This is a genomic window from Candidatus Saccharimonas sp. (assembly GCA_015256915.3).
Taxonomy (GTDB): Bacteria; Patescibacteriota; Saccharimonadia; order Saccharimonadales; family Saccharimonadaceae; genus Nanogingivalis.
Map to the genome: position 1 here is coordinate 274,110 of CP076101.2, position 24,352 is coordinate 298,461.

Annotated in this window: 26 protein-coding genes; 4 read left to right on the forward strand and 22 right to left on the reverse strand. The window is 34.8% G+C overall.

The features are described 5' to 3' along the window. Positions 1-8 precede the first annotated feature (8 nt). Positions 9-524, forward strand: a complete 516-nt coding sequence (locus HXL38_001425; protein ID QWB91214.1) for a hypothetical protein — start codon at positions 9-11, stop codon at positions 522-524. Between the two features lie 51 nt (positions 525-575). Here HXL38_001425 and HXL38_001430 read toward each other — a convergent pair whose 3' ends face one another. The 5 genes from HXL38_001430 to rplK form a co-directional block, all read right to left on the reverse strand. Further along, positions 576-863, reverse strand: coding sequence for an STAS-like domain-containing protein (locus tag HXL38_001430; GenBank protein ID QWB91215.1), 288 nt, complete (start codon positions 861-863; stop codon positions 576-578). After that, positions 860-1,825, reverse strand: a complete 966-nt coding sequence (locus HXL38_001435; protein QWB91216.1) for an ATP-binding protein — start codon at positions 1,823-1,825, stop codon at positions 860-862. The genes HXL38_001430 and HXL38_001435 overlap by 4 nt, the downstream gene beginning before the upstream one ends. Before the next feature lie 567 nt (positions 1,826-2,392). Then, a complete protein-coding gene (locus HXL38_001440; GenBank protein ID QWB91217.1) occupies positions 2,393-2,626 on the reverse strand; it encodes a DUF167 domain-containing protein in 234 nt (77 codons plus the stop codon). After that, a complete protein-coding gene (gene tgt / locus HXL38_001445; GenBank protein ID QWB91218.1) occupies positions 2,604-3,875 on the reverse strand; it encodes a tRNA guanosine(34) transglycosylase Tgt in 1,272 nt (423 codons plus the stop codon). The genes HXL38_001440 and tgt overlap by 23 nt, the downstream gene beginning before the upstream one ends. Before the next feature lie 72 nt (positions 3,876-3,947). Beyond that, positions 3,948-4,373, reverse strand: a complete 426-nt coding sequence (gene rplK / locus HXL38_001450) for a 50S ribosomal protein L11 (protein QWB91219.2) — start codon at positions 4,371-4,373, stop codon at positions 3,948-3,950. 323 nt (positions 4,374-4,696) lie between these two features. Here rplK and HXL38_001455 point away from each other — a divergent pair, with 323 nt between their 5' ends. Then, complete coding sequence (locus HXL38_001455; GenBank protein QWB91220.1) at positions 4,697-5,206, forward strand: hypothetical protein; 510 nt, start codon at positions 4,697-4,699, stop codon at positions 5,204-5,206. Between the two features lie 90 nt (positions 5,207-5,296). Here HXL38_001455 and nusG read toward each other — a convergent pair whose 3' ends face one another. The 12 genes from nusG to HXL38_001515 all read right to left on the reverse strand — a co-directional run bounded on the left by nusG (position 5,297) and on the right by HXL38_001515 (position 19,472). Continuing rightward, positions 5,297-5,839, reverse strand: a complete 543-nt coding sequence (gene nusG, locus HXL38_001460) for a transcription termination/antitermination protein NusG (protein ID QWB91221.1) — start codon at positions 5,837-5,839, stop codon at positions 5,297-5,299. 15 nt (positions 5,840-5,854) lie between these two features. Then, complete coding sequence (gene secE, locus HXL38_001465; protein QWB91222.1) at positions 5,855-6,238, reverse strand: preprotein translocase subunit SecE; 384 nt, start codon at positions 6,236-6,238, stop codon at positions 5,855-5,857. Positions 6,239-6,329: 91 nt separating this feature from the next. Further along, positions 6,330-7,625 carry a PAS domain-containing protein gene (locus HXL38_001470; protein ID QWB91223.2) on the reverse strand — a complete coding sequence of 432 codons (1,296 nt, stop codon included), beginning with the start codon at positions 7,623-7,625 and terminating at the stop codon, positions 6,330-6,332. Between the two features lie 79 nt (positions 7,626-7,704). Beyond that, on the reverse strand, positions 7,705-9,057 hold the full coding sequence (dnaB, locus tag HXL38_001475) for a replicative DNA helicase (GenBank protein QWB91224.1): 1,353 nt from the start codon (positions 9,055-9,057) through the stop codon (positions 7,705-7,707). Continuing rightward, the gene (dnaX, locus tag HXL38_001480) at positions 9,050-10,597 is read right to left on the reverse strand and encodes a DNA polymerase III subunit gamma/tau (protein ID QWB91225.1); all 1,548 of its coding nucleotides are present in this window, start codon (positions 10,595-10,597) and stop codon (positions 9,050-9,052) included. The genes dnaB and dnaX overlap by 8 nt, the downstream gene beginning before the upstream one ends. 25 nt (positions 10,598-10,622) lie before the next feature. After that, entirely contained in the window at positions 10,623-11,558 is a 936-nt protein-coding gene (locus HXL38_001485; protein QWB91226.1) for a DUF2797 domain-containing protein, read from the reverse strand. Beyond that, complete coding sequence (locus HXL38_001490) at positions 11,558-14,896, reverse strand: ATP-dependent helicase (GenBank protein QWB91227.1); 3,339 nt, start codon at positions 14,894-14,896, stop codon at positions 11,558-11,560. The genes HXL38_001485 and HXL38_001490 overlap by 1 nt, the downstream gene beginning before the upstream one ends. A 32-nt stretch (positions 14,897-14,928) precedes the next feature. Beyond that, on the reverse strand, positions 14,929-15,180 hold the full coding sequence (locus HXL38_001495) for a hypothetical protein (GenBank protein ID QWB91228.1): 252 nt from the start codon (positions 15,178-15,180) through the stop codon (positions 14,929-14,931). Positions 15,181-15,267: 87 nt separating this feature from the next. Beyond that, the gene (locus tag HXL38_001500; protein QWB91277.1) at positions 15,268-15,447 is read right to left on the reverse strand and encodes a DUF1653 domain-containing protein; all 180 of its coding nucleotides are present in this window, start codon (positions 15,445-15,447) and stop codon (positions 15,268-15,270) included. A 443-nt stretch (positions 15,448-15,890) separates the two neighbouring features. Continuing rightward, entirely contained in the window at positions 15,891-17,171 is a 1,281-nt protein-coding gene (tig, locus tag HXL38_001505) for a trigger factor (GenBank protein ID QWB91229.1), read from the reverse strand. Positions 17,172-17,308: 137 nt separating this feature from the next. Beyond that, complete coding sequence (locus tag HXL38_001510; protein QWB91230.1) at positions 17,309-17,884, reverse strand: rRNA methyltransferase; 576 nt, start codon at positions 17,882-17,884, stop codon at positions 17,309-17,311. After that, entirely contained in the window at positions 17,874-19,472 is a 1,599-nt protein-coding gene (locus tag HXL38_001515) for an FAD-binding oxidoreductase (protein QWB91231.2), read from the reverse strand. The genes HXL38_001510 and HXL38_001515 overlap by 11 nt, the downstream gene beginning before the upstream one ends. Positions 19,473-19,547: 75 nt before the next feature. On the opposite strand from HXL38_001515, the gene HXL38_001520 reads away from it, so the two are divergent. Together HXL38_001520 and rsmD are read left to right on the forward strand one after the other, a co-directional pair. Beyond that, positions 19,548-20,414, forward strand: a complete 867-nt coding sequence (locus HXL38_001520) for a hypothetical protein (GenBank protein QWB91232.1) — start codon at positions 19,548-19,550, stop codon at positions 20,412-20,414. Next, positions 20,411-20,989, forward strand: coding sequence for a 16S rRNA (guanine(966)-N(2))-methyltransferase RsmD (gene rsmD, locus HXL38_001525; protein ID QWB91233.2), 579 nt, complete (start codon positions 20,411-20,413; stop codon positions 20,987-20,989). The genes HXL38_001520 and rsmD overlap by 4 nt, the downstream gene beginning before the upstream one ends. A gap of 41 nt (positions 20,990-21,030) precedes the next feature. Here the strand turns inward: rsmD and HXL38_001530 are convergent, their stop codons facing one another. From HXL38_001530 to HXL38_001550, 5 genes are all read right to left on the reverse strand, one after another. Next, entirely contained in the window at positions 21,031-21,969 is a 939-nt protein-coding gene (locus HXL38_001530; GenBank protein QWB91234.1) for a hypothetical protein, read from the reverse strand. Then, positions 21,959-22,627, reverse strand: a complete 669-nt coding sequence (locus HXL38_001535; protein ID QWB91235.1) for a DUF1211 domain-containing protein — start codon at positions 22,625-22,627, stop codon at positions 21,959-21,961. Before HXL38_001535 ends, HXL38_001530 begins: the two co-directional genes overlap by 11 nt. Positions 22,628-22,736: 109 nt before the next feature. Next, positions 22,737-23,216, reverse strand: coding sequence for a 30S ribosomal protein S7 (rpsG, locus tag HXL38_001540; GenBank protein QWB91236.1), 480 nt, complete (start codon positions 23,214-23,216; stop codon positions 22,737-22,739). Positions 23,217-23,218: 2 nt separating this feature from the next. Further along, positions 23,219-23,629 (reverse strand): 30S ribosomal protein S12, encoded by a 411-nt coding sequence (gene rpsL, locus HXL38_001545; GenBank protein ID QWB91237.2) that lies wholly within the window; start codon positions 23,627-23,629, stop codon positions 23,219-23,221. A gap of 312 nt (positions 23,630-23,941) precedes the next feature. Then, the gene (locus HXL38_001550) at positions 23,942-24,325 is read right to left on the reverse strand and encodes a hypothetical protein (protein ID QWB91238.1); all 384 of its coding nucleotides are present in this window, start codon (positions 24,323-24,325) and stop codon (positions 23,942-23,944) included. Positions 24,326-24,352: the final 27 nt, after the last annotated feature.

The window sequence follows — 24,352 nt, forward strand, 5'->3', positions numbered from 1 at the left end:
GGATCTATATGCTAGAAAAACTCACAGGTCAAAAAACTTTTAAGGAAGCTTTTAAAAATGTCGTATGGTTCAAATTCACGGTCATTGCCTTGGTTGGAATATTTTTAATCGCTAGTGTCGTGCATGCGATCAATAATCCAGCAAAGCCAACCGCTCCAGTAAATACTAACACTCCAGCAAAACCAGATCAGCAACAAACAGCCAAAACTCCAAAACTGGTAGAAAAAGCGACCTATAACACGGCCTCTGGTATATCTTTTACGGTTAAAAAATCAACCGATTTAGCAAACCAGCCATATTATAATCTCCAAGCAAATATTTCAAAGAATGACCCAGCTTGGCGCAACAAAGCAAAAGAAGTTATTAAATTCATCAGTGAAAAAACCCAACAAAAAGACTTCTCAGTTTCTATATCAGATAAATCAACCGGAACAGACTTACTCAACTGGAATACCGGCAAGAATAAAGCAATCTTCTACACCTACCCAGTAGGATCTAACGAATCTGAAGCTTTCGATCTATAATCAAAAAACAGACCTTTGTAGGTCTGTTTTAATTTTACTCGCAAGCAATTTTTATTCCAAACTCTCTTGCATATATCTATATACTATCCTAATTACCTCTTGCACGTCATCGTTAGTGTTTTTATATTGAATATTTTCATACGCTAGCTCTCCATACTCTCTAATAGCTTCACTAATAAGAGCGTGAATAAAAGATTGAGTCGCTCCATCAACTTTATTAAAATCTAATGTGATTTTTTCACCCTTTGCTAGCATTGGTAAAATTATTTCTTCCCGTATTTTTTTAGCTAATTCTTTATTTTCGGCGAAATTACCAACTTCTTTATATAAAATAATCATAGAAATTTAGGCTCCTTGTATTTAGTCCTTTTACGATCTCGGATAGCATCATCATATACCGAACTTATAAGTTTTAATATAGCTTGAAACTCAGGCGTATTGTCAAGAGACATATCTATAGCCACTAAAGTACCTTTAAAATCTCCCTCTATGATAGTATATCTATGAGGATCGTCGAATGGATCTATTTTTAATTTAAATATATTATTTCTTTTATCTCCTTTTAAAAGAGTGTATTCTGCTTTACCAGAAAATATAGTGAAATAACTCCTTGTAATTCGTGCTATAGATTTAGTAAAAAATAGCCCAGCTCCAGCATTATCTCTTGTTCCACCTTCTTTATGAGTAGTACCTGTAATTCCTGGCATAAGACTAAGCCTAATAGCCGAAATGTCGTCTTTAGGACGCCAATATTCATTCATGCTTTTCCATATACCAATTCCCGTATCACATATACCTATGCTAATCTTATTTTTTTTAGGATAATAATTAGCCGCAACTACTGCCCCCTTATCAGATAGAGAATGTTCAAGAACATTTCTAACTAGCTCTCCTATTATATACTTGATAATTCTGCTTTCTTTCTCGGGTAGGTGTAGTAATGGCACCATTTCAGCGATAAATTTAGACTGATCATCAGCAGTTTTTACAACCTGTAAAGGTATATATCTTCCAGATGATTCTTTCTTGTTATATCTAAAAGGTGATTCCGTCTTTAGAAAATTAAAAAGACCCATAGAATCAAGATGTTTCCCGTTATCTGGCAGCGGCAGTTCAATAGAACTATTCTCCTTTCCGGTTTTTATAGCCAAGGCGGCAGTAAAAGCTAATATGGCTGGATGTACAGTTATCCATTTCTTATGAGTCTCCACCTCTAACGAATCAGGGTTAGAAAAATCAATAGATTTAATAAACCTTGAAAAATTTCTTAGGTGAGCTTGATTAGATAAAAATATTCTCATATTTAAATTATACCCGTAGGTCGTATTTTTGTCAATATACGACCTACGGGTATTTTAATATATTTTTTCACCCCTACAAATGGTCTATAAATCCTACCCAGCCACAGCTTTTGTCGCCTGCGTTGCAACATCATAAATCGACTTTTTAGCTTGATTCTGTTCTACATGCAACATAGTTGATATAGATTGTATTTAACGTATAGCAATAAATATTTTCACGAATATTACAATTAAATTATTTTAAAGATAATTTAATCGATCTAAAGCCTCTGTATTTGATAGAGTCTGAAGAAACTCTTCATTATCTAAAGCGTCTGTGATGTCATTGTAATATCGCTTCACTGAATCGGTTGATTGATTTTTTTTGCGTAATCTCTAATTGATTGAGACAATTCTTTAAACATAACTAAATTATACTATAAAATAGACTGATTGCGAAATTATTATATAAGATATTATAGTTATTTATGTTATAGATTAAACTTGCCAACTAAAAATCGAAGGAGTAATCTCTATTTTTCATTTAATTCTGACTAAAATAGAATTGCTTTTATGGAAGTAAATTTGTTATTTTTCAATTTCGAAAATCTTAAATCGCGATTTTATACCAGTCTTTAGGGAGACTCGGCTTTTTGAAACGCCGAATTCTTCTGCCAAAAGTTTAATTACTGCCAGATTTGCCTTACCTTCAATTGCTGGCTCACGAATAAAAATCTCAAAAAACTCACCGTTTTTATCTTGTGATTTTTGAATGAGATTTCCTTTTTTCGAATTTGGCTTAATTTTGCAACGAATCTTCATTTTGCTTAGTTTCGAAGTCTTTTGCTCGCTCTTCGCCATAATATTCATTTAAAAATTGGCGCTTATATTCAAAAAACGTACCATTTTCAAGGCTTTCGCGGATTTTATCAATGGTATTAATTACGAAAAATTCATTATGAATTGAAGCAAGTGTACTGGCGAGAATTTCGTCCGCACGGAAAAGATGATTAACGTAGGCTTTTGTGAAATTTTGGCAAGTGTAGCAATTGCAATTGCTATCAATCGGTGTGAAGTCTTCTTTAAACTTGGCGTTTTTAATATTAATTCGCCCAGAATAAGTAAAAATTGCGCCGTTTCGAGCTTGACGAGTTGGTGCCACACAATCGAAAGTGTCGATACCAAATTCTACACCTAAAAATAGATCGGCTGGTTGTGCGCCCATTCCTAACAGATGCCGTGGTTTTTCTTCTGGCAAGGTTGTGTTCACCCAAGTTAGAACTTCAGGGATTTCTTCTGGCTGAAAAATTCCACCAATCCCAAAGCCGTCAAAATCTCTCGAGCCCAAAAAACTTGCGCTTTCTTTTCGAAAATCTTCTTCGCGCGCACCTTGAACTACCGCGAAAAGCGCTTGTAGATTTTCGCCTTCTGCAATATGCTCGGCGTTTAACTCATTGTGGCGTTTCAAACACTTTTCAGCCCAAAAATGAGTTTTATCCAATGCGGATTTAATTTGTGCACGGCCAGCTAGCGGTGAAGTTAATTCATCAAAAGCCATGTGAATATCGGCGCCAATTTTATGCTGAAGCTCCATTGAAATTTCGGGGCTCATAAAAATCTTTTCGCCCGAAATGTGAGATTTAAACCAAACTCCGTCTTCGCCAACTTTTGCGAGCTGATTTGAATTATGGCGTGCTAAATTTGAATCACCCTTCGAAATGTGTGAAGTTGCATCAATTCCCTTTTTGTAAGCCATTCCAAGTGAAAAAACTTGAAAACCGCCTGAATCAGTAAAGGTTGGTGCACTCCAATTCATAAACTTATGGATTCCGCCAGCTTTTGCTAGAATATCTGCACCAGGCCGAAGCATTAGATGGTAGGTATTTGCTAGTACGGCCTGCGCACCAGTTGAGCGGATTTGCTCGGGCGTCATTGCCTTCACTGTTGCATTAGTTCCGCCTGCAATATAAGCTGGGGTTTTAATTTCACCGTGCGGAGTTTGAATTACACCAGTTCTTGCCAAAGTGCCATTGAGGCGAGTTTTAATTTCGAAACTTAAAGCTTTTTTCATCTGTTAAAGTATAACATATAAATGTTTTTTTTGCAATTTAAAAACCGCCCAGAAGAGCGATTTTTAAGAATATTATTCAGCAATTTCAACACCCATTGAACGAGCTGTTCCGGCGATAGTTTTCATAGCACCTTCAAGTGAAACTGCGTTCAAGTGTTCCATTTTAGCTTCAGCAATTTCTTGCAATTGAGCTTTTGTAATTTTGCCAACTTTGTCAGTTTTTGAATTTCCTGCACCTTTTTGGATTCCTGCTCGGTCTCGAATCATATCATCAACTGGTTGACCAAGTGATTTCCAAGTGAAAGTTCGGTCTTCGAAAACCTGAAGGTGAACAATTACATCTTTACCCATCATATCTTTAGTTTTTTCATTAAATGGGTTGATGAAGTCCATCATATTTAGACCCCATTGACCAAGTGTTGAACCAACTGGAGGACCTGCTGTTGCGCGGCCAGCTGGGATTCGAAGTTTCAAATTTCCAATAACTTTTTTTGCCATAATTTCCCTTTAAATAATTTTATACTTGATAATTCAAGTGCGTAACGTATTAATTTTAGCATATTTTTTTTAAAATTTCAAGCTTCAATTCATTTATTTTAGGACTATTAACTCATTGTGTAAAATTTTGTGAAGATTGTTCGACGGAAAATTACGAATATGAAAATGTGATTAGCGTGAAAAATATTGTTAAAATACATTGCTTGTAAGAAATGGCATTAGTTTAATATAAACCTCTATAGCCCTCAGCTTTGCTATGCTTTTTCTTGTCTTTAATTTTTAACTATGCTATAATTTTAAAATCACGCTTTGGAGGTTTAAAAATGGAAAATCGTGAAGTACTTGAAGTTCTAAAAGATTTTGGGCGGGTTTATATTGTGGGAAGTTTTGCAATATATAAAGCTCTCTGCATTGATTCTGCTCAAAATAACGATATTGATATTGTGGTAAAAACAAATATAGCTGTCTCACAAATTCGTAAACGGCTTGAAGATCTGGGTGGAACTTTTGTCGAAAATAATAATCACAAAGGCTTTCGAATTAACTATCGCGGACAACTTTTTGATATTTGGAGAATCAAAGATACGGATGCGATTTTTGAACAAGGCTTTGAGCGAAAGTATCATAATATTACAGATCTAATTTCGTCATTCGGTTTCAATCTTTACCAGGTTTGTATTTGTGTCGAAGATGGGATGATTCTAGCAACACCTGAATTTCACAAATATTCTCGAACACAAGAACTTGAACTTATTAATCATAATTTATCAAATCCTGAGTATATGATAGATAAAGCTCTTAGGATTAATAAAAACGTTGTTTCCAAAAAGTAATTTTTTTCTCGCTGAATTTGGCGAGATTTTTAATTTAAGCCAAATTAAAACGCTCAATTCTGAGCGTTTTTTTAGTTTTCGAAATTAAAATTAGATTTTTTCAATTTGAAGAATATCAAGCTCAACTGGAGTTTCGCGACCAAACATTGAAACCATTACTTTAATTTTACCTTTCACGGCGTCAATCTCAGAAACTGCACCTTCGAAACCTTTGAATGGTCCATCAATAATATTGATAATTTCACCTTCAGAAAAGTTAATTTCAAACATTGGTTCTTCGGCACCCATTCGGCGGCGAATATCGCGCATTTCTTTTTCGGAAACTGGTGTTGGTGAATCTGAGCCAATAAATCCAGTCACGCCTGGCGTGTTTCGAACAACAAACCAAGTCTCCTCGGTTAATTTCATTTCAACTAAAACATAACTTTGTAAAATTTTTCGTTCAACAACTTTGCGTTTTCCATTTCTAACTTCAATCTGCTTCTCTTTTGGAACAAGCGTGTCGAAGATTTTATCGGCCATATCTACGCCTTCAATTCGTTGACGAAGATTTTCCGCAACTTTGTCTTCATATCCCGCTAAAGTTGTAACCGCATACCAGTTTCGGGAATCATCATATCGTTTATTTGCCATAAATACCTTTCAAAATTACTTAATTAGTGTTTTAAAAATCCAGTTAAACAAGCCGTCTAGCAATAAAATTAATGTCGCAAACCCTATAGAAAATGCAATTACGGCACTAGTCATTTTCCAAGTTTCTTTGCGGGTTGGCCAGCGAACGAGTTTTAGTTCTTTCCAGGAAGCTACTAAATATTTACCAAGTGCAACAAATGGAATTGTAACGAATCTAAACGGTTTCGTTAAAATTCGCACAAATTTTGGTGCCGGTTTTTTGGCTTTTTTCTCTGTTTTGATGCCAGCAACTTTTGCAGCATATTTGCTTATTTTTAGCTCTTTCGAAACTTCTTTTTCAGGCTTCGATTTTGCGTTTTTTGCCTTAACGCGAGTTACTTTGGTTTCTTTCTTCGCCATCTTTCTCCTATTCCAAAATTAAAAAGCCTATTAGGCTTGATATGTCAAGTATACCATAAAATTTTTAAAAAAGCAAAAAATATGCAAAAATCTATTCTTTAATTTTTGGGAGTTCAAAAAAGAATTTCGAACCGTGGTTTAATTTGCTTTCGAGTTGAATTTTTGTACCAATTTTTGCTGCCAATTTTGAAGAAATATAGAGCCCTAAGCCTGTGCCGCCAGTTTCTCGCGTTCGCCAATCTTCACTCCTGTAAAACTTTTCGAAAATCCGTTTTTGATCGCTTGAGCTAATTCCTATCCCAGTATCTTTAATCTCAAAAATTACACCTTTTTGTGAATTTTTAAAACAAATTTCAATCGAGCCCTCGCGCGTATATTTTAAGGCATTTGTGATAAAATTTTGTAATAATTCTTCTAAATAAAGTTTGCTAGCTTTAACATGATTAAGATTATTGTCAATATTTAAATTAAGACTTAGACCTCTTTCGAAAGCTGTTTTGTGATATTTTTTGAAAAGTGTCTCGGCAAGCTCTTTTGGTTTAATTTCTTCTGCTCTTTCGCCAATTCCTCTTTCTGTTCGTGAGAGTATTGAGAGATCATTCACCATTGTTGCGAGAAAATTATTTTGGCTGTAGGCGGTTTTAGCAGATTTTTCAAGCATCTTAAAAGGTGCTTTTTTATCAATTAGCAGTTTTAAATTACTCAAAGAACCTTCTAAAATTGCTACTGGTGTGCGAAGCTCGTGGCTCACAACACTAATAAATTCATCACGCTCTTCATCGAGCGTTTTTTGCTTGGTAATATCACGTAAAATTACCACGAATTTTTTTAAATTAGACCTTGTTTTTTTCGAAAAAGATTCTTTAATTTTAATAATTTCAATTTCAATTCGTAGTGTTTCATCTTCTTTTTGAAGGATTAAATCATTGGTTGAGAAATATGGCTTTCCTGCTTTAAGAATTTCTTGAATTTCGAATTTCTGTGTGTTGATTTTTGCAAGCTTACAAATTTTCGAAAGGTTCTTATTTAAAATTTCACTATTTTCACCTAAAATTTCAAGCGCTGCGGAATTGTATAATTCAATTTTTCCGCGCGAATCAATACCTAAAACTGCATCAGTTAAGCTGTTGATAATCGTTAAGATTCTATTTCGCGAATCTTCAGCATTTTTACGGGCTTCAAACATTTTTTGGCGAGTTTGTCTTTGACGAACTCCAAAAATTATAAAAGCTAAATTTAAAGTAAAAAGTGCAAAAAATATTACTATAAAATTATTAAAAGTTGGCGGATTAGTAATAAAAATAATTGCAATTTCAGACAGAAAAATCATTGTGCCGAGCATGAATCTTATTAAGAGCTCATTTTTGCAATTATGAAATTTATCCATAACCATAATTATACGCTAAAGAAAATGAAAAATCAATTTTAAAAACCGCAAGAACAAGGAGAAAATGCGGTTTTAAAATTTATTCACCATGCTTGCGGTCGAGCGACATAAAGCGGAGGCGTTCTGGATGGAAATAGAGTTCAATTGTACCAACTGGTCCGTGGCGGTGCTTGGCAAGAATGAGATCGGTGATATTCTCTCGCTCAGTTTCAGGATTATAATAAGCTTCACGATAAAGAAACATTACGATGTCTGCATCTTGCTCAATAGAACCAGACTCACGGAGATCAGCGAGTTGCGGTATTTTGGGGTCACGGCTTTCAACGGAGCGGCTAAGCTGTGAAAGCGCAATCACGGGCACATTTAATTCGCGCGCAAGCAACTTCAAACCACGCGAAATTTCTGAAACTTCTTGAACACGGTTTGCTGAAGATTTTGCTGAGCCGCTTCCCTGCATCAGTTGTAGATAGTCAATAACAATCAAGCCAAGCTCACCATCATGTGCTGCGCGCCGTGCTTTTGTTCGCATTTCAAGAACACTTACACCCGGTGTGTCATCAATAAAAATCGGAGCTTCAGCCATTTCTCCCATAGCATCAGCTAGCTTTGCGAAGTCTTCGTCACTCAAATTTCCCGTTCGAATATTCCACGAATCAACTCCGGCGGCATCTGCAAGCATACGGTCAACAAGCTGTTCTTTACTCATCTCAAGGCTAAAGAAAAGCACTGATTTTTTCTCGATCGTAGCAATATTGTAAGCTAAATTTGTTACAAAAGTTGTTTTTCCCATCGCTGGCCGGGCAGCAAGAATAATTAGGTCTGAGCGTTGTAATCCTGCTGTTTTGTTGTCAAGATCACGATAGCCCGTTCTAATTCCACGAATTGCTCCTTTGTTCTTATAAAGCTCATCTAATCTTTCGAATGAATCATTCAGAATATCTTCCATTGAAGATAAATCTTGTTTTAAACTTGCGTCTGAAACGCTAAAAAGTTCGGCTTCACTTTGGCCTAAAAGCTGCGGAACAGTTAATTCTTCATTAAAAGCCAATTCAGTAATATCGCCGCCAGCCTTGATTAGTCGTCTTCGAACTGCTGCTTGAGCAACAATTTCAGCATAACTTGCTGCATGTGAAGCTGTTGGAACATAGTTTGTCAATTCTGCTAAATAGCTTGAGCCACCAACTGCATCAAGTTCTTCTCGTTTTTTTAGTTCGTTTGTAAGTGTTAGAAGATCGACCGGCTGGTGATGTTCATAAAGTCGAATAATCGACGCAAAGATTGCGGCGTGGCGCTTGTCATAAAAATCTGCCGCTTTCACAATCTCTAAAATATCAATTAAAACTTCCTCATCAATCAAAATAGCGCCAATCAAACTCATCTCGGCATCTAAATTCTGTGGCGGAATTTTACCGCCGCTTTTCTCGCTACTCATCAATTTTTACCATTTCTCCACCCCCCATTAAATCCTGAACGCTCGCAATCGCCGGGTCGCTTGCGGGTTTTGCCGTTCCAAAAACTTCAATCACCCAGCCATCTGCGCCAATTTTCTTTAAAGCTTTTCTCATTGAAGCTTGAGCTTTTGCTTTTTCGAGCTGTTTTTGGTTAAAAGGTCTGCCCGTATAAATTTTAATTTTACCATTTTCGAAAATATGGCCAGATTGTTTTAGAATTGTTTGAACTCCCTTATCACCCTCATCGATCGCACCCCAGAAATCCGCCCATTTAAATTCTTTCTTCTCTCCCAGATCTTGATTTTTATTTTCATTTTTTGGTTGAGCTTCATCTAAACTTTCTGAATTTTCACTTTTTAAAGATTTATTTTCTTCATTTTTTTGCGGAATTTCTGTTTTATCCTCAATATTTTCATTTTTTTGCGAATTTTCGAAAGTTTCTTTTTGCAGGTTTGGCTGATTTTCTGATTCACTTTTTGAAAATTTTGCTGTTTTTTGATTTTCAACTTTTGGCTTTAAAATTGTTTTTTGCTGAACTTGTGGCAAAATATTTTGATTTATTGAAAGCTGCGGCGTAAAACTTGGCTGAATAAAAATCGAAAGCAGCTCCATTTCAATAAAATTTGACTTTTCTGCTCGTGTTAGTGGCATCAGAAATTGCGAAAGATATGGTTTTTTGCCAATATTTTCAGTAATAAAACTTAAAAGCTGGCTAGCAAAATTTTTTAAATCTACGCCAGAATTGCGAACATCTCGCACGATTTGTAAAATTTCGTTTGAATTTTGGTTTTCGAAAGCTGAAATTAAAGCATTAATTTGCATTTTTGGCGCCAATCCAAGGGCTTCTTCAAGCAAGTTTGCTGTAATTTCTTCATTTTTTTTTGTAATGCTTGAAATTTGGTCAAGTAGTGAAATGCTATCACGAAAGCTCCCCTCACCACGTTCGGCAATAATTTCAATCGCTTCTTTCGAAATGTTAATTTTTTCATTTTTGGCGATAAATTCTAAATGAGCGCAAACATCTTCTTTTGAAATAAATCGAAAAACAAACCGCTGAGTTCGACTAATAATCGTTGCTGGTAATTTGTGAGCATCAGTTGTGGCAAGAATAAAAACGGCGTGTTCTGGTGGTTCTTCAAGAGTTTTGAGAAGCGCATTAAAAGCAGCCTTCGAAAGCATATGAACTTCATCTATAATGTAAACACGATATTTGGCGGAAAACGGCGCAACTTGCACATTGTCTCGAAGTTGGCGGATGTCGTCTACTCCGTTGTTGCTAGCGGCATCAATTTCAATAATATCTGGATGATTATCTTCTTCAGAATACGGCAGATTATTAATTTCGTGGGCTAAGATTCGCGCAATAGAAGTTTTGCCAACACCACGCGGGCCAGTAAAAAGGTAAGCATGGGCAATTTTCCCTTGTTTTAAAGCATTTTCAAGCACTGTTGTGATGTGTTTTTGACCCACAACTTCACTTAATTTCTTACTCCGATATTTGCGATATAATGCTTTACTCATTAGTTCTATTTTATCAGTTTTTTACTTAAAAATCAAATAAACTAGCCTGTCGTTCTGGCAAATTAAGTTCAATAATTTTTGGTGAAATTCGAATTTTTCGCCCCGTAAATTTTTTAAGTGGTATTGAAATAATTTCACCTTGTTGTTCAGCAAGTAAAATATAGCCAACTTGAGCTTTTAAAATACCCGAAAAAATCAAAGTTTTATCGTTTTGATTTTGAGGACAATTTTGTATTTCAAGCATTTCTCCGCTTGGAATTTTACCATTTTTTGAATAAAATTTATTCAAATCTATTGGATCTTGCTTTTCGAAAACTACTTTTTGAGCGGTTTCTATTTTTTTGCGAGCATCAAGAAGTGCTTTTTCTGCTTTCGAAAAAACAAAATCTTGTTCAAGCAATTTTAATTTTACATTTGCCTTGACATTTTCGCAAAAATCTGTCATTTTGGATATTTTCTCTTCATAATTTCGAGCAATATTTGCACTCGAAAATTCACCTAAAATCAACGCGGCTCTCGCCCCTTGTTCAAGCAATCTTGCAATTCCTCTACCTGCAAAACTAATTCCAACCTTGATAGTTTCATTTGAAAAATATGCTAAATAAACAAAATGTGGCTGCAAATTTCGCTCAATCTGTTGTTTTGAAATTTCCCCATCTTTTACATTGTAGAATGCTGGATTAAAGCCGGTTCTCTTTTGGCAATTTTGACATTGTTCATATTTTTTGTCAAGTTCATAATTTTCTGGGCAGACAAAATCTTCACCCGTTTTCAAACTATGCCAACCAATACAAAATCGTTTTGAAAGGTTAATTTCTATTGAAATCGGTTCTTCAAATTCTGGCGAGAAGCTTAAAATCTCACCAGAACCCAAATCTGCCAACCTCCAACGTGGTTTTTGGTTTTTATCGAAATCGACACGGGTTAAAAGGTAGTCTTTTTCAAAAAAATCTTTATTCATTAGTTATTCGAATCCTTAAAATCTGCGATCAAATCTGCCTCAAAGGCTCGTGTTCCTTTTATATCTTTCGAATATTTTTCTTCATCTAGTACAAAATCAAATGATTTAATTTTAGCCCAAACAGCTTGAATCAGAGTTTTTAGCCGTTCCTCTTCTTCAGGTTTAAATATGACTTCAAAATTATAAGTTTTTTCAGTGTGTTTGTCTTGCTCAATGAATTCCAAAACACCCTTTTCAACCGTGTAGCCCGAAAATTCTGGTGTATTTTCGATCAAAATTTTATAAAAATATAGCTGTTGTGTATATTCGTGAATTTTTGTTGAATTTGTATCGAATTTATTAGTTTTAGTATTAAAAGGAATTGAACCGGTCTTATAATCAACGACTGTGATTTTTTTATTTTCGCGGTCTATTCGAATTAGATCAATTTTTCCAGTTAGAACCGCATCTCCAACCGTTACACCAATACCACTAAAGTTTTTTTCAGCTATATTTCCAGGTTTAAATTCATCTAGGTTATTCTTGAAAAAGTTTTCAAAAATTTGATTAAATCTTTCTAAAATTTCTTCTTTATCTTTTTCCGAGAGTGGGTATTTCGAAAATCTTTCAATAGCATATTTTTTAATATTATCAATATTTGGTGTATTGCCAGAATTAATTTCATCTTGAATGTAGTTAAAGCCTTCATGAACGATATTTCCAAGCGTTAGAGCTGGACCATAAGTTCCGGGAAAACATAAAATTTTATTTTCAAAAAAGGTTTGAGGGCCTTTATATTGGAGGCTTGTATAGGAGTTTAGATCTGTTGGGCTTAATTTGTAGTTTTTGACTCTTGGCTTCAAAAGCTCCCGCATTTCTTCATTTTTGATGGTATAAAATTCGTGCCAGTTTGTTTCAATTTCATCAGCTTCAAGTGATTCTCTTTGGATTTTTGAAACCTCTTGCCATTTTTTAGGTAGAATCTTTGATTTTAGGACTCCGTCTTCTTCTCGCTCATCTAAAAATGATAGTGTTTTTTTGGTTTTTCCAGTTAAATCACTGTTGTAGTTTGTAAGATAAAGTTGAGTTTTTGCACGTGTCATTGCTACAAACATCAAGCGTTTGCGCGTATCTTCACCCTCATCTTCAATATTTGTAAATTTAAGGTTCGCGGGCATCGTGATATTTTCGCCACCACCGCCTTTTCTTGCAGAATTCCAGCTATCTTGATTGAGCGAAATTAGAAAGGTATATTCAAACTCCAAGCCTTTTGCTACAAAGGGTGTCATAACTTGAACTGCATTTTCACTTGTATTGTGCGGATTTGTACTTAGAATTTGAATTTCAAATTCTTCGCATAATTCAACATAATTTATTAGAATATCAAGCTTATTATTTTCTTCATTCGAAAAATCTCGCAGTTTATCTCGCAGAATAGTTAAGTTTAAGATTGTATCATAAAATTCTTCGTCAGATTTTTGCGAAATAAAATCTCGAATTGGTGATTTTAAGCCTTCGCGAATTTCTCTTGAACCCAAAATATAATCAAAAAGCTCTTCGAAAGTCTTTTCGTATGAAAATTCAGCTAGCGTAACTAAAATTTCACCCAAATTTCGAATTTGTTCAACTTCGCTTTTCAATATAGCTTCAATCCAAAAATCACGATTATCTTTGGCTGCCCAACTTATTTTCCAAACTTCAACTGGTGGAATTTGCCAAAAATCAAAACTCAAAACTTCAGGGAAAAGATTCGCCATTTTATCTTCGTCTTTATCGCGAATTGCCAAAATTAGCTTCGAAATCTTAATTAGCTGCGAAATTATTTCATTTTTTAGAATATTTTCGCGTTTCTCATAATAAATTGGTATATTTTGGTTTTTTAAATATGGCACAAAAGCTTGCAGAATTTTGTGCTTTGGCGCAATTACGGCAATTTCTTTTGGCGTAACTCCGTTTTGAATTAAATTCGAAATTTTTTCTGCAACCCAAGAAAATTCTGCAATTTGACTTTCGAAATTTGTTCGTTCAAGCTGAATTTTTCGGTCGATGAAGTTCCCTTCCGCTGAAATATCTTTCTCAATTTTAATTGGCAAGTTTTTAGTTAGTCGCCCTGAAATCGTATTTGCAACATTTTTTGAAGCAGTTAAAATATCGCCGTGCGAGCGGTAATTTTTAGTTAAGTTGATGACTTTTGTGTTTTCGCCAAAACGATTGTAAAAATCAATCATGTTCGACTTACTTGCACCTTGAAAAGCCATGATTGCTTGGTCGTCATCACCCACTGCCAAGACATTTGGCTTACCCTCCATAACAGGATTATTTGTGAGCAGTTCAATAATTTTCGCCTGCGAATCATTAGTATCTTGGTATTCGTCTAATAGTAAATATTGATATTTTTCTTGAAGCGTGAACCTAAAATCATCGTTATCTTCAAGTGTTTCGATAACTTCCAAAATCATATCATTAAAATCATAAAGCCCACGATTTTTCATTTCATTATTGAATTTTTCATAAAAATCAGCAAATTCAAGTAGTTTTTTATTTGCGTAAGTATCGCTGATTTGAAAATTATCTTCGAAATCTTTTAAATCAAGAAAAGTATTTTTCCAATCTGTTAAAGGTTTTGATTTTCCAGTTTCTTCTGCCTCAAGGTAGGCTTCATTTAATTTTTCGAAATAAAAATACAGGTTACTTTTAAACTTTGTATCGTTTAAATCTTTTGAGATTGAATTTTCTAAATTATCGCGAATTGCTGAGTAAAACGGCTGAACCTTCGCAAAAGTTCTCCCATCAACGCGTAATCCTTTAATGCTCTCGTTAAAAATTTCTTGCTCAGAAATATTTGCCTTCGCAACTTTTCGCAAATCATCTGGCGAAATATAAGCATTTTTCATTTCTTTTATCGTGGAGGCGATGTTTGAAATAGAGATTTTTTTGAGTTTTGAAGAACTTGGCAATTCGTTTGATATTTTTGTTATAATTTCTTTTGTAACTAATTCATCGGCGGCTTCGTTAAGATTTTTATCTGTAAAATATTCGCGATAGTTTTGAATAATTTCATTTGCGAAACCGTGATAAGTGAAAATTCCAACCTTAAAAGAATCCGTACCGATAAAACGTGAAAGTCGCTCGCGCATATTCGAAGCTCCAGCTTCAGTAAAGGTCATTGCAAGGATATTCTCTGGCGCTGTGTCGGTTTTTTGTAAAATATTGGCAATTCGTGTCGAGAGCAATTGAGTTTTCCCTGTCCCCGGCCCGGCAATCACCAAGACTGGTCCATCGATTGTATCGACCGCCTCTTTCTGCTCAGCGTTTAACATTTTATAATTTTTTTCGAAAATCTTTTGAAAGTCGTTCATTCTTCCATTTTATCATAAAAAGCGAACCTTGTTTAGAGTTCGCTTTGCGATTTATGTGAATATTCTCCGTTTTCGTTTGGTGAATACTTAAGATTGAGATTTTTCTCGAGTGATTCAATTCTATCTTGATAATTTTTTTCAATTTTTTGCTGTCCATCAAAATTTTTAAGATAATCACTATAAAAAATCCCAAGAATGATACTATTTACGACTAGCCCAATAAGAAGAATAATAGTTAAAATAATATGTAAAATTGATAAATCTCTTTTTTCGAAAAATTTCATAAATTCCTTTCTCGTATTTTATACTAATTAAAGCATAAGTTTAATAAAAAAACAATATTTAGAAAACGAAAAAGCCCGCGATGCGAGCTAAAAATCTATCGGTTGAAATCTGCCGTCCATAAACATATCTTTTGGCCGCGACCAGATTTCACTATTACCAATTTCGCAATAATTTACGAGTTCTTCATCCTGTTCTGTGTGGTGAGAAATACTTAAAATTTCGTATTCCCCACCTTTATAATGCTTATACCTTTCACCAATTTCAATTTTTTTAAGAGGCTTAAAAGGGTTATGGCCCAGACAATCATGAAGGATCTTTTCAATAATCTTGCGGATTTCTAATTTTGAGCATTCTGTTATTTCAAAATTATTGTCATTTATTAAAAAGCTAAAAGAAACCGATGGTCTATCGGGAGAAATCCCCATTTCAGGAATTAACAATCCCGAATAATCAAGCTCTAAATTTTTAGCCGTAAAACTATCTCGCAAATTATAAGAAAATAAACCTTCCCAATCAATTGCTCGAATTGACAAAATAATTTGCTTATGAATAAGCGTTAAGTTTTTTTTTGAATCAAGCGTTGTATCCTTTGCAGTTTCTTCTAAAGAAATCATAAAACCACCTCCAAATGTGCTAGTTATAACTATTATAAAATAAAGCATAAGTAAAAACAAGCCCTTCCGAGCCTGTTTTTATAAAATTTTTAAAACTATGAATTAAATTTTACCAATAAATCAATTGTTTTTTCGGTCAAAATCTGATTTGCTAAGTTTCTGCGAACATCATCAGATGAAAGCTGTTTTTGGACCTCTTTGCTATTTCCATATTGTTCTTTAAGTTGCGCAATTCGGTCGTCAAGCTCTTTAGTGTCTGACTTAACTTTTTCAACTTTCGAAAGCTCTGCTAAAGCCAATCCAGATTTTACGCGCATTTCAGCTACTTCTTTAACGTCTTTTTCAAGCCATTCTTCATGAGTTTTGCCCATTCGTTCAAGATAGTCTTCAAGTGAAAGCCCAGAATACATCAAATTTTGTTGCATATCCATTTCGATGCTGCGCTTTTGATCTTCGAGCAAGATCTCTGGTACGGGAACTTTCGAAACTTCTGCCAATTTTTTAACAATTTCATCTTTGAATTTTTCATCTGCTTCGGCTTGTTTTTGGGTTTTTAAATCTTCTTCAATCTGTTTTTCGAATTCTTCTTTAGTTTTGAAATCACCTAATTTCGAAAGGAATTCTTCGTTGATTTCTGGCTCAACATTTTCTCGAACTTCGTGAATTTTTACTTCAAAAACAACTTTTGCACCAGCCAAGTCTTTTGCGTGGTAGTCTTTTGGAAATTCTAGATCAAGTGAAAGTTCATCGCCAGCTTTTTTGCCAATCAAACCTTCTTCAAACCCAGGAATGAAAGATTTTGAACCAAGTTCAAGTGGAAATTTTTCAGCTTTTCCACCATCAAAAGCAACACCATCTTTTTTGCCCAAAAAGTCAATAATGACTTCATCGCCATTTTTTGCCTCACGCTCAACTTTTTTCTTTTCGGCAAAATTCTTCAAAATTCGATCGATTGTTTCTTTAACTTCTTTTTTTGAAACTTTTGCAGCCTCTTTTTTTACTCCTAATTTTTTATAGTCGCCAAGTTCAACTTTTGGCATAATTTCGGTAGTTGCGGTAAATTCTAGCTCAGTTCCAGGAATAAATTTTTTGACATCAACTTCTGGTCGATTAATTGCCTGAACTTTTTCTTTTAGAAATGCTTCAGCAACAGATTTTGAAAGCGCATTTTCAAGCGTTTCCTGATTGAGTAAAATTGGGTCAACTTGCGCAGCAACCATTTCGAGTGGTGCTTTTCCTTTTCGAAAGCCTTCAATTTTAACTTCTTTAGCGAGCTTTGTTAGTGCAACTTGCTCAGCAGCTTTTAATTCCTCAGCTCCAAGAGAAATTGTGAGCTCAACTTTTACATCTGAAATATTCTTTAACTTTGTCTTCATATCTATATAATTATAACACACCATATTTTTTTATGCAAAAAGAGTACTAATAAATGCTCAATAGTTTAGGAATATGCAGTCCTCATTTATAAAAATTAAAAAGATATAAAAACAAACTATTTTTATCTAATGAATAATTATTTTGTCAAATAATTTCGCCGCACAAATTCATACATCAAAATGCCGCTAGCCACCCCAACATTAACACTTCTTGTTGAGCCGAATTGTTCAATTGCGATCATCTCTTCGCAGGCCTTGATCATTTCTTCTGAAAGACCATCGCTCTCATTTCCGAAAACGAAAATAGAGCCTTTTGAAAGTTGTGCATTATTTAGATTTTTTGCACCTTTCTGGTTGTCAATTGCAATAAGTTTAGATTTGTTCTCTTTTGCCCAATCTATGAAATCTTGCACGGTTTTATGATGAAAAACATTCATATAAGCCTCGGTCTTCATTGCACCGCGCCGATTCCAATGTTTTTTGCCAACAATATGAATTCCTGCAGCATTAAAAGCATTGGCGTTTCGAGCGATTGTGCCAATATTAAAATCGTGCTGAAAGTTCTCAACAGCAATATGAAAATCGTGGCGTGAAGTTTCAAGATCTTTTTTAATTTCTTCAACTGATATACCCTTGTATTTATCAATCACATTTCGGGTATCGTTTTGAACGGTTAAACCTTCGCCAGTTTCGAAATTTGGTTTATTTTCCATTTCGAACCGATTTCACTAATTCTTTAGTGTTTGGGCGACCTTTTACACTAGGGTTCAAAATATGCATTGGGTCGAAAATATCTTTAATCTGTGAATATAATTCTTCAATTTCTTCACTGATATTTCTTGCAACAAAATGACCATAAATTCGCCCTTCACCCGCACCATACGCAAATTCACCATCAACTTTTGCAAGTAAAGCACCAAGGTCGGCGATGAATTTTAGTGATTTTTGACGGTCGCTAATTTTCGAAAAGTCGAATTCAGCTAGAATTTCAAAAATAGAGGTTAGCGCTGAACCTTGAATTGGTGCGGGAATACTGTGTTGTAAGGCAAGTTTTTGAAGCCCTAGATAGAAAGTTTCGAAACGCTCCATTGGCACATAAACACCTTGAATTGGGTAAATTTCTTGCTTGATTACGCCGCTCCTTGCTCGCAAAATTTCACGAACATCACGAATTGCTTCAAGTTCAGCTTTTGAACGTTCATCGTCTTCTGGAATCCAAACGGTTGCACCTTCAAATTTCTTGGCAATTTTTTCAATTTTATGTATTTTTGATGTAATTTTCTTCGCACTTTTATCTGAAATTCCAACAACTAAAACTAATTTCGTGGCTAAATTTTGTGAATTCCTGTCAAGATAAAATTGGTATTTTTTACCAGAAGCAACTGCAGCTTCAAACATCTTGCCATCAAATAATTCAACAATATCTGGTGTGAATTTAGTGATTTCATCGTTAAAATCACGCGCATCATCTCGATTTGAAAAACTTACAACCATAAAATTGGTCTCATTAATTATGTAATTTGTTTGAATTTTTGCCTCGGTGATAATTCCTAGAGTTCCGAGCGAACCAAAAAACAACGGAATCAAATTGAACGTTCCATCTTCACTTTTTACATTTACAATTCCAGAATAGCCGAAGCTAGAATCGCTATCGATTTGCTGAATTAAACTGTAATTATCTTCAATCAAAGTATCAATTTTGCGATAAATCTCTCCTTCAAAATTAGAAAGTGCGATTTTTTCGCTTAATTCCTTGCGGGAAATTTTTCCAATGTTAATAATATCGCCATTACTTAAGATAACTTCTGCTTCGCTAACGGAATTTACTAAGTCACCATAATTAAATTTTTCGCTTGGCAAATTCATTGCAATCGCCCCACCAACTGTAAGCCTTTCGCCAGCTGGACTTTGTGGAATTTCCATCGCTTGTGATGCAATTGCAAGATTCAATTTTTGAAAATTCGCCCCGGCTTGAACCTGAACGGTTTTAGCTCGTAAATCAAGCTCTTTAACTTTATTAAGATGTCGCGAAATATCTAATATAATTCCTCTTCCAATTGAAGAGCCATCGGTACTTCCGCCGTAGCCTCTCGCCGTAACACCAAAAATATGGCCCTTTTCAGCTAACTGCCAAGAAAACCGCATAATTTTTTGAATATCTTCACTAAAACGCGGGTAAACCACTAATTCTGGTTGAATTTTAAGAAAACTTCGGTCGGTTGAAAACTGCTTCAATCGAGTTTCGCGTGCCGAAACTTCGCCAATAATGTGTCCATTTAGATATTTCGCAATTTTACTCATTTGTTCCATTTTAGCACAAGCACAATTAAATTTCAACTTTTGATTTTTATTACGAAGAATGGTAAAATAGTTTATATGTATTCAAGAGCAACTCCTTTTCAAAAAGCAGACAAAATTGCTGGAACGCATCAAAAAATTGATCGTGCGGCTCGCTTAATTTTGCGAGAAATTATTTCGAAAAATCCAAAATTTTCAAAAATTCACTTCCCTAAAATTGATGAAATTTTAGTTTTTGAGGGGAATGGTGGTCCTGATGGAATCAAAACAAAATCACCAGGAAAAGATGAACCTTGGCATTTTGTTGAGCCTTATGGTGATTTAGCACCAATTAGAAGCTACGTTGAAAATCATCTTTTTAATATTTCGAAAGCCTTAAGCGAAGAAAATTTTGTACGAGCAAGTTTTGAAGCTGGCTGGATGGCGCATGCAATAACCGATGCTTTAACACCAGCTCATCAGTTCCCGATGACTGATAAAATTATTGAAATTTCTGGAAAAAAACCTGAAGAACGCGATAAATTGATTAAAAAGATGTTTCTTTCTGGAGAAAATTGGCGCGAGCGGATTTTAAAGAACTGGGAATATATTGGGCCGAAAGGCGTAATGAGTTCACATATGCTTTATGAAATGGGTGTCGCTACAATGATAACTTCAATTGCTGCAAAGAAAATCATAAAGAGCCCAACAGATGAAGAAATTTTGCGAGTTTTAAAGGGTGAATTTATGCAAATTTTTGAAGAAAAAATTAAGTGGGTCGCCGACCAAAAATATTACGAAAGATATTTAGAGAAAGGCTGGACGACTGCTTTGGCGCGAGAAACTAAACATGATCTTTTGCCTGAAATCTCAAAAATTGTGGCACTCGGATGGTTTGAAGGTATCCGTCGAGCTCTTGAAGAAGATTTCGAAAATGCAAAAAATAAATCTGAGGATAAAAAATGAACATTCGGTTGATTTCAGGGATTTTTAAAAATCATAAAATCACAGCTCCGAATTCTCGCCAAACTCATCCAATGAGCGAACGAGCAAGAAACGCAATTTTTAATACAATTCAGGCGGAAATTCCAAATGCTGAAGTTCTTGATGCTTTCGCTGGGACTGGATCTTTAGGTCTTGAAGCGATTTCTCGTGGTGCTAAAAAAGTAGTTTTCATTGAAAAAAACAGATTAGCACAAAAAATATTAGCCGAAAACTTAAAAATTATTGAGAAGAATGAAAATGCTGGCGAAGCTAAAATAATTCGAAGCAGTGTTTCGGGCTGGATTGGGTCGAGCCAATCTCAATTTGAAATTGGTGAAATTTTAGAAATTCCAACTTTTGATATAATTTTTGCCGATCCGCCATACTACGACCCTCAATTTCCATCTATCGAAAGGCTTTCGAAAAGGTTAAGATCTGATGGAATATTAGTTCTATCGCAACCCAAAGAAATTGAAAATTTTAAAGCAGAAAATTTAATTTTAATTAGTGAAAAGCTATATTCTGGCGCAAAAATCTTATTTTTTCGTGCAAAATAATAAAATAACCCTTAGGAGAAGGGTTATTTTATTGGGTTAAATTACAATCTTTCAAAAGAGTTGGCGAAATTCGCAAAATTATTATCAAGAATATCTCCGCCATTATTTGAACCCACTGCAATAAAGAATACTCGAGTTTTTCCAGATTTATCTTTTTTAGCAGGTAGGGATAATATCTTCATATATTGACTGTTGTGTGAGATGTTTCCTTCAACTGCCCGAGCTCCTTTGAAATCGATTACTTTGAAATCTTCTTCTGAAACATACTTTGAAAAATTACCGCCGACACCATTGATTGCAGAGTGGATTAATTCCTCATTGCTGAGTTTTTGAGTGTCTTCATAATTTTCATCTGTGTCTGTATAGCCAATGATGTAGGCATTTATTGTATTGTTTGTGGAGTCTGAGGATGCACAAATATAGCCAACTGAATTATCGCTATTATTTTGTTTTGTAAAATTATCGCATCCTTTTGCTTTAATTGCAAAAACGCCTTCCTCAGGTATGAACTTACCTGCATTTTTAGCTTTTCTAGTTCGCTCTTTAATCTTATCCTTATCAAACAGTTCGTTGTCTTCTGTTAAGTCTGTTGTTTTATAAGGCTTAGTCTCATTAGTTATATTTTTTACTGTATTTAATGTATTTATTGTTGCTAAACTGTAAATTATAACGGATAATACGGTAAAAATTATATACGACAACCAGCAAAAAAGATTTGCTTTTTTATTTGCGGTAGGGTCATTTTTTATAGCTGGCTTAACTATTACAAAGAATAAAATTAATCCCAGTATATTTAAACCTAGTGGCAATGCCATCGAAGCTCGTTTAACGTCACCAATTTTTAAAGTTTGTTCTTTAACTTTTTTATTGAAAAGAATAATTTCAACAATAGCCCAGACAAAAAATGCGATCTGCGCAATTCCTAAAATTATTAGGAAGACTCCCATTAGAAGCATTCCACCAATCATATTATTTACCATTTTCTAATTCCTCCTTTTCATCTTCAAAAACTGTAAATAGTGAAATTACCACTGGCAAAATAATCAAAAAGAAAATTTCAACCTGCGGCAGAAAAATCGATATCAACGCAATAACCGCAATCCATAAAACCATCATTCCTGTGCGAATTAAATGGTAATTTCTTTGGGCTTTACGATTTTCACCATGAAAGAACCCTGTATTTTCGCCTAAGGCACTTGCAGTAATCCAGCGCATGCTTAAATCTGTAAAAAGGTAAACCATTGCATAGCAGAAAGCAGGTAAAACCTCTGTTGGCGATGAAAGCACCCAACGCATAAATAGTGGAATAAGCGATAAAAAGAAAACATAAATCATATTTTTCCAGATAAAGCTATTCGTAACCTTTTCAACTCTATCTAAAATATGATGATGACGATTCCACTGAATTCCAACGATCACAAAACTCGCAAAGTAAATCAAAATTGCAAATCCAAAACTTTCCAGCTGAGCTAAATCTCTAACTGATTTTGGCAATTGAATTTCAAGTACCATAAGCGTAATAATAATCGCGGTGGCGCCATCAATTAAACCAACAAGACGATCTTTCGAAATTCTTCCTCCGTGATAAATTTTGTGTATTCGACCAAGTCGTCTGTATGCACTTCTCGTTCTATCCATTTTTCCCTTTCTATACGATTTTACCACATGTTTTCGAAAATTCCAAGCAGCTTATGTATTTTTATAGAAACAAAAATCACCCTTTTGAAAAAGAGTGATTTTATTTAGATTAGCCTCGTGCAAAGTGTGCAAAAGCTCGGTTGGCTTCTGCCATTTTATGAGTATCTTCTTTCTTTTTGAAAGCTGCACCAGTTTCATTGTAAGCATCAACAATTTCAAGTGCCAAGCGTTGACTATAAGGCATTCCGCTTCGTGCTCGTGCTGATTGAACCAACCAACTAAACGCAAAGTGGAGTTGTCGGTGTCCTTGAACTGGGAATGGAATTTGATAGTTTGCACCACCAACGCGTCGAGACTTAACTTCAAAAGCTGGTGAAATATTTTTTAGTGCTTTTTCGAAAACTTCAAGAGGGTTTTCACTATCAAGTTTTTTAGCTGCAGTTTCAAGAGCTTTGTAAACAGCTTTTTCGGCAGTAAGTTTCTTGCCGTCAAGCATAGATTTGTTAATTAAACGTTGAACCAAAATTGATTGATATTTTCGATCTGGCTTTAATTCTCGTTGTAGTTTTTTAGTAACTTTTCGTGGCATCTTTATTTCTCCTTCTTCGCACCGTATTTTGAACGGCCTTGTTTACGATCTGCAACACCTTGAAGGTCAAGCGCACCACGAACGATATGATATCGCACACCTGGAAGGTCGGGCACGCGTCCACCACGAACCAAAACTACGGCGTGTTCTTGAAGGTTGTGGCCTTCACCACCAATATAAGCCCAAACTTCGTGGCCATTTGTTAAGCGAACACGAGCAACTTTTCTAAGAGCTGAGTTAGGCTTTTTAGGTGTTTTTGTTGTAACTTTAACACAAACTCCACGTTTTAGCGGTGCATTTTGTGCATAATATTTAGTTTTTAGTGCATTATGAATTCGACCAAGTGCTGGCGATTTTGATTTTTTCGCAGCAGTTTTTCGAGGTTTTCGCACTAATTGATTGATAGTTGGCATCAATTCTCCCTTAAATTATTTTAATATTTTCACTTTTTCGAAAGTTGATAAAGTTTTCAAAAAAAGCGCCTCATATTTTTCGAAACAGCATTTTCGAAAAATGTCTTTACCTTTCTAGCTGAAATAACCAACACACAGGTTTATTCACCAGAAAGAGGAAACTCACTAGATATTTTAGCAGATTTCGAAACAAAATGCAAGCGTTTAGGACTAATAAATCGCGTTACATAATTAAAACATATTTAAGTGGAGAATGTCATCTGTGGTTATTTTAAGATTTTCTAAAATAAAAACCCGAGTAAAACTCGGGAATTACTGAAGTATGGAAAGTCTAAGGTCATGAATAAACTTCGTGAGTTTTCTGTTTGCTTCAGTAAATATGCTTTTTGATTTGAAATTATTTACCTCAAAATCATTCCGCTCGTATATCTCGCCATTTTCAATTGTTAAGATGGTATAGCGCCGGTTTTTTAAGATTTTTAACTCAATATTGTTTCGCATATAGATCGCAAGCTCATCACCTAAACATTCGATTAGAGTATAGATTTCTCGTGAAGAGTTTTTATATAGAAAAGCTTCTGTTCGAAAAGTATTTGGCTCCTCGAAAGATACAAATGTTGTACTTTTAATATCCGAAAATCCAGCCTCTAGAAGTAATTTTTCAACTACCTCCATCTTGAAACATAACTCAGCCATTTTTGAAACCTCCGTGAAAAGAACTAG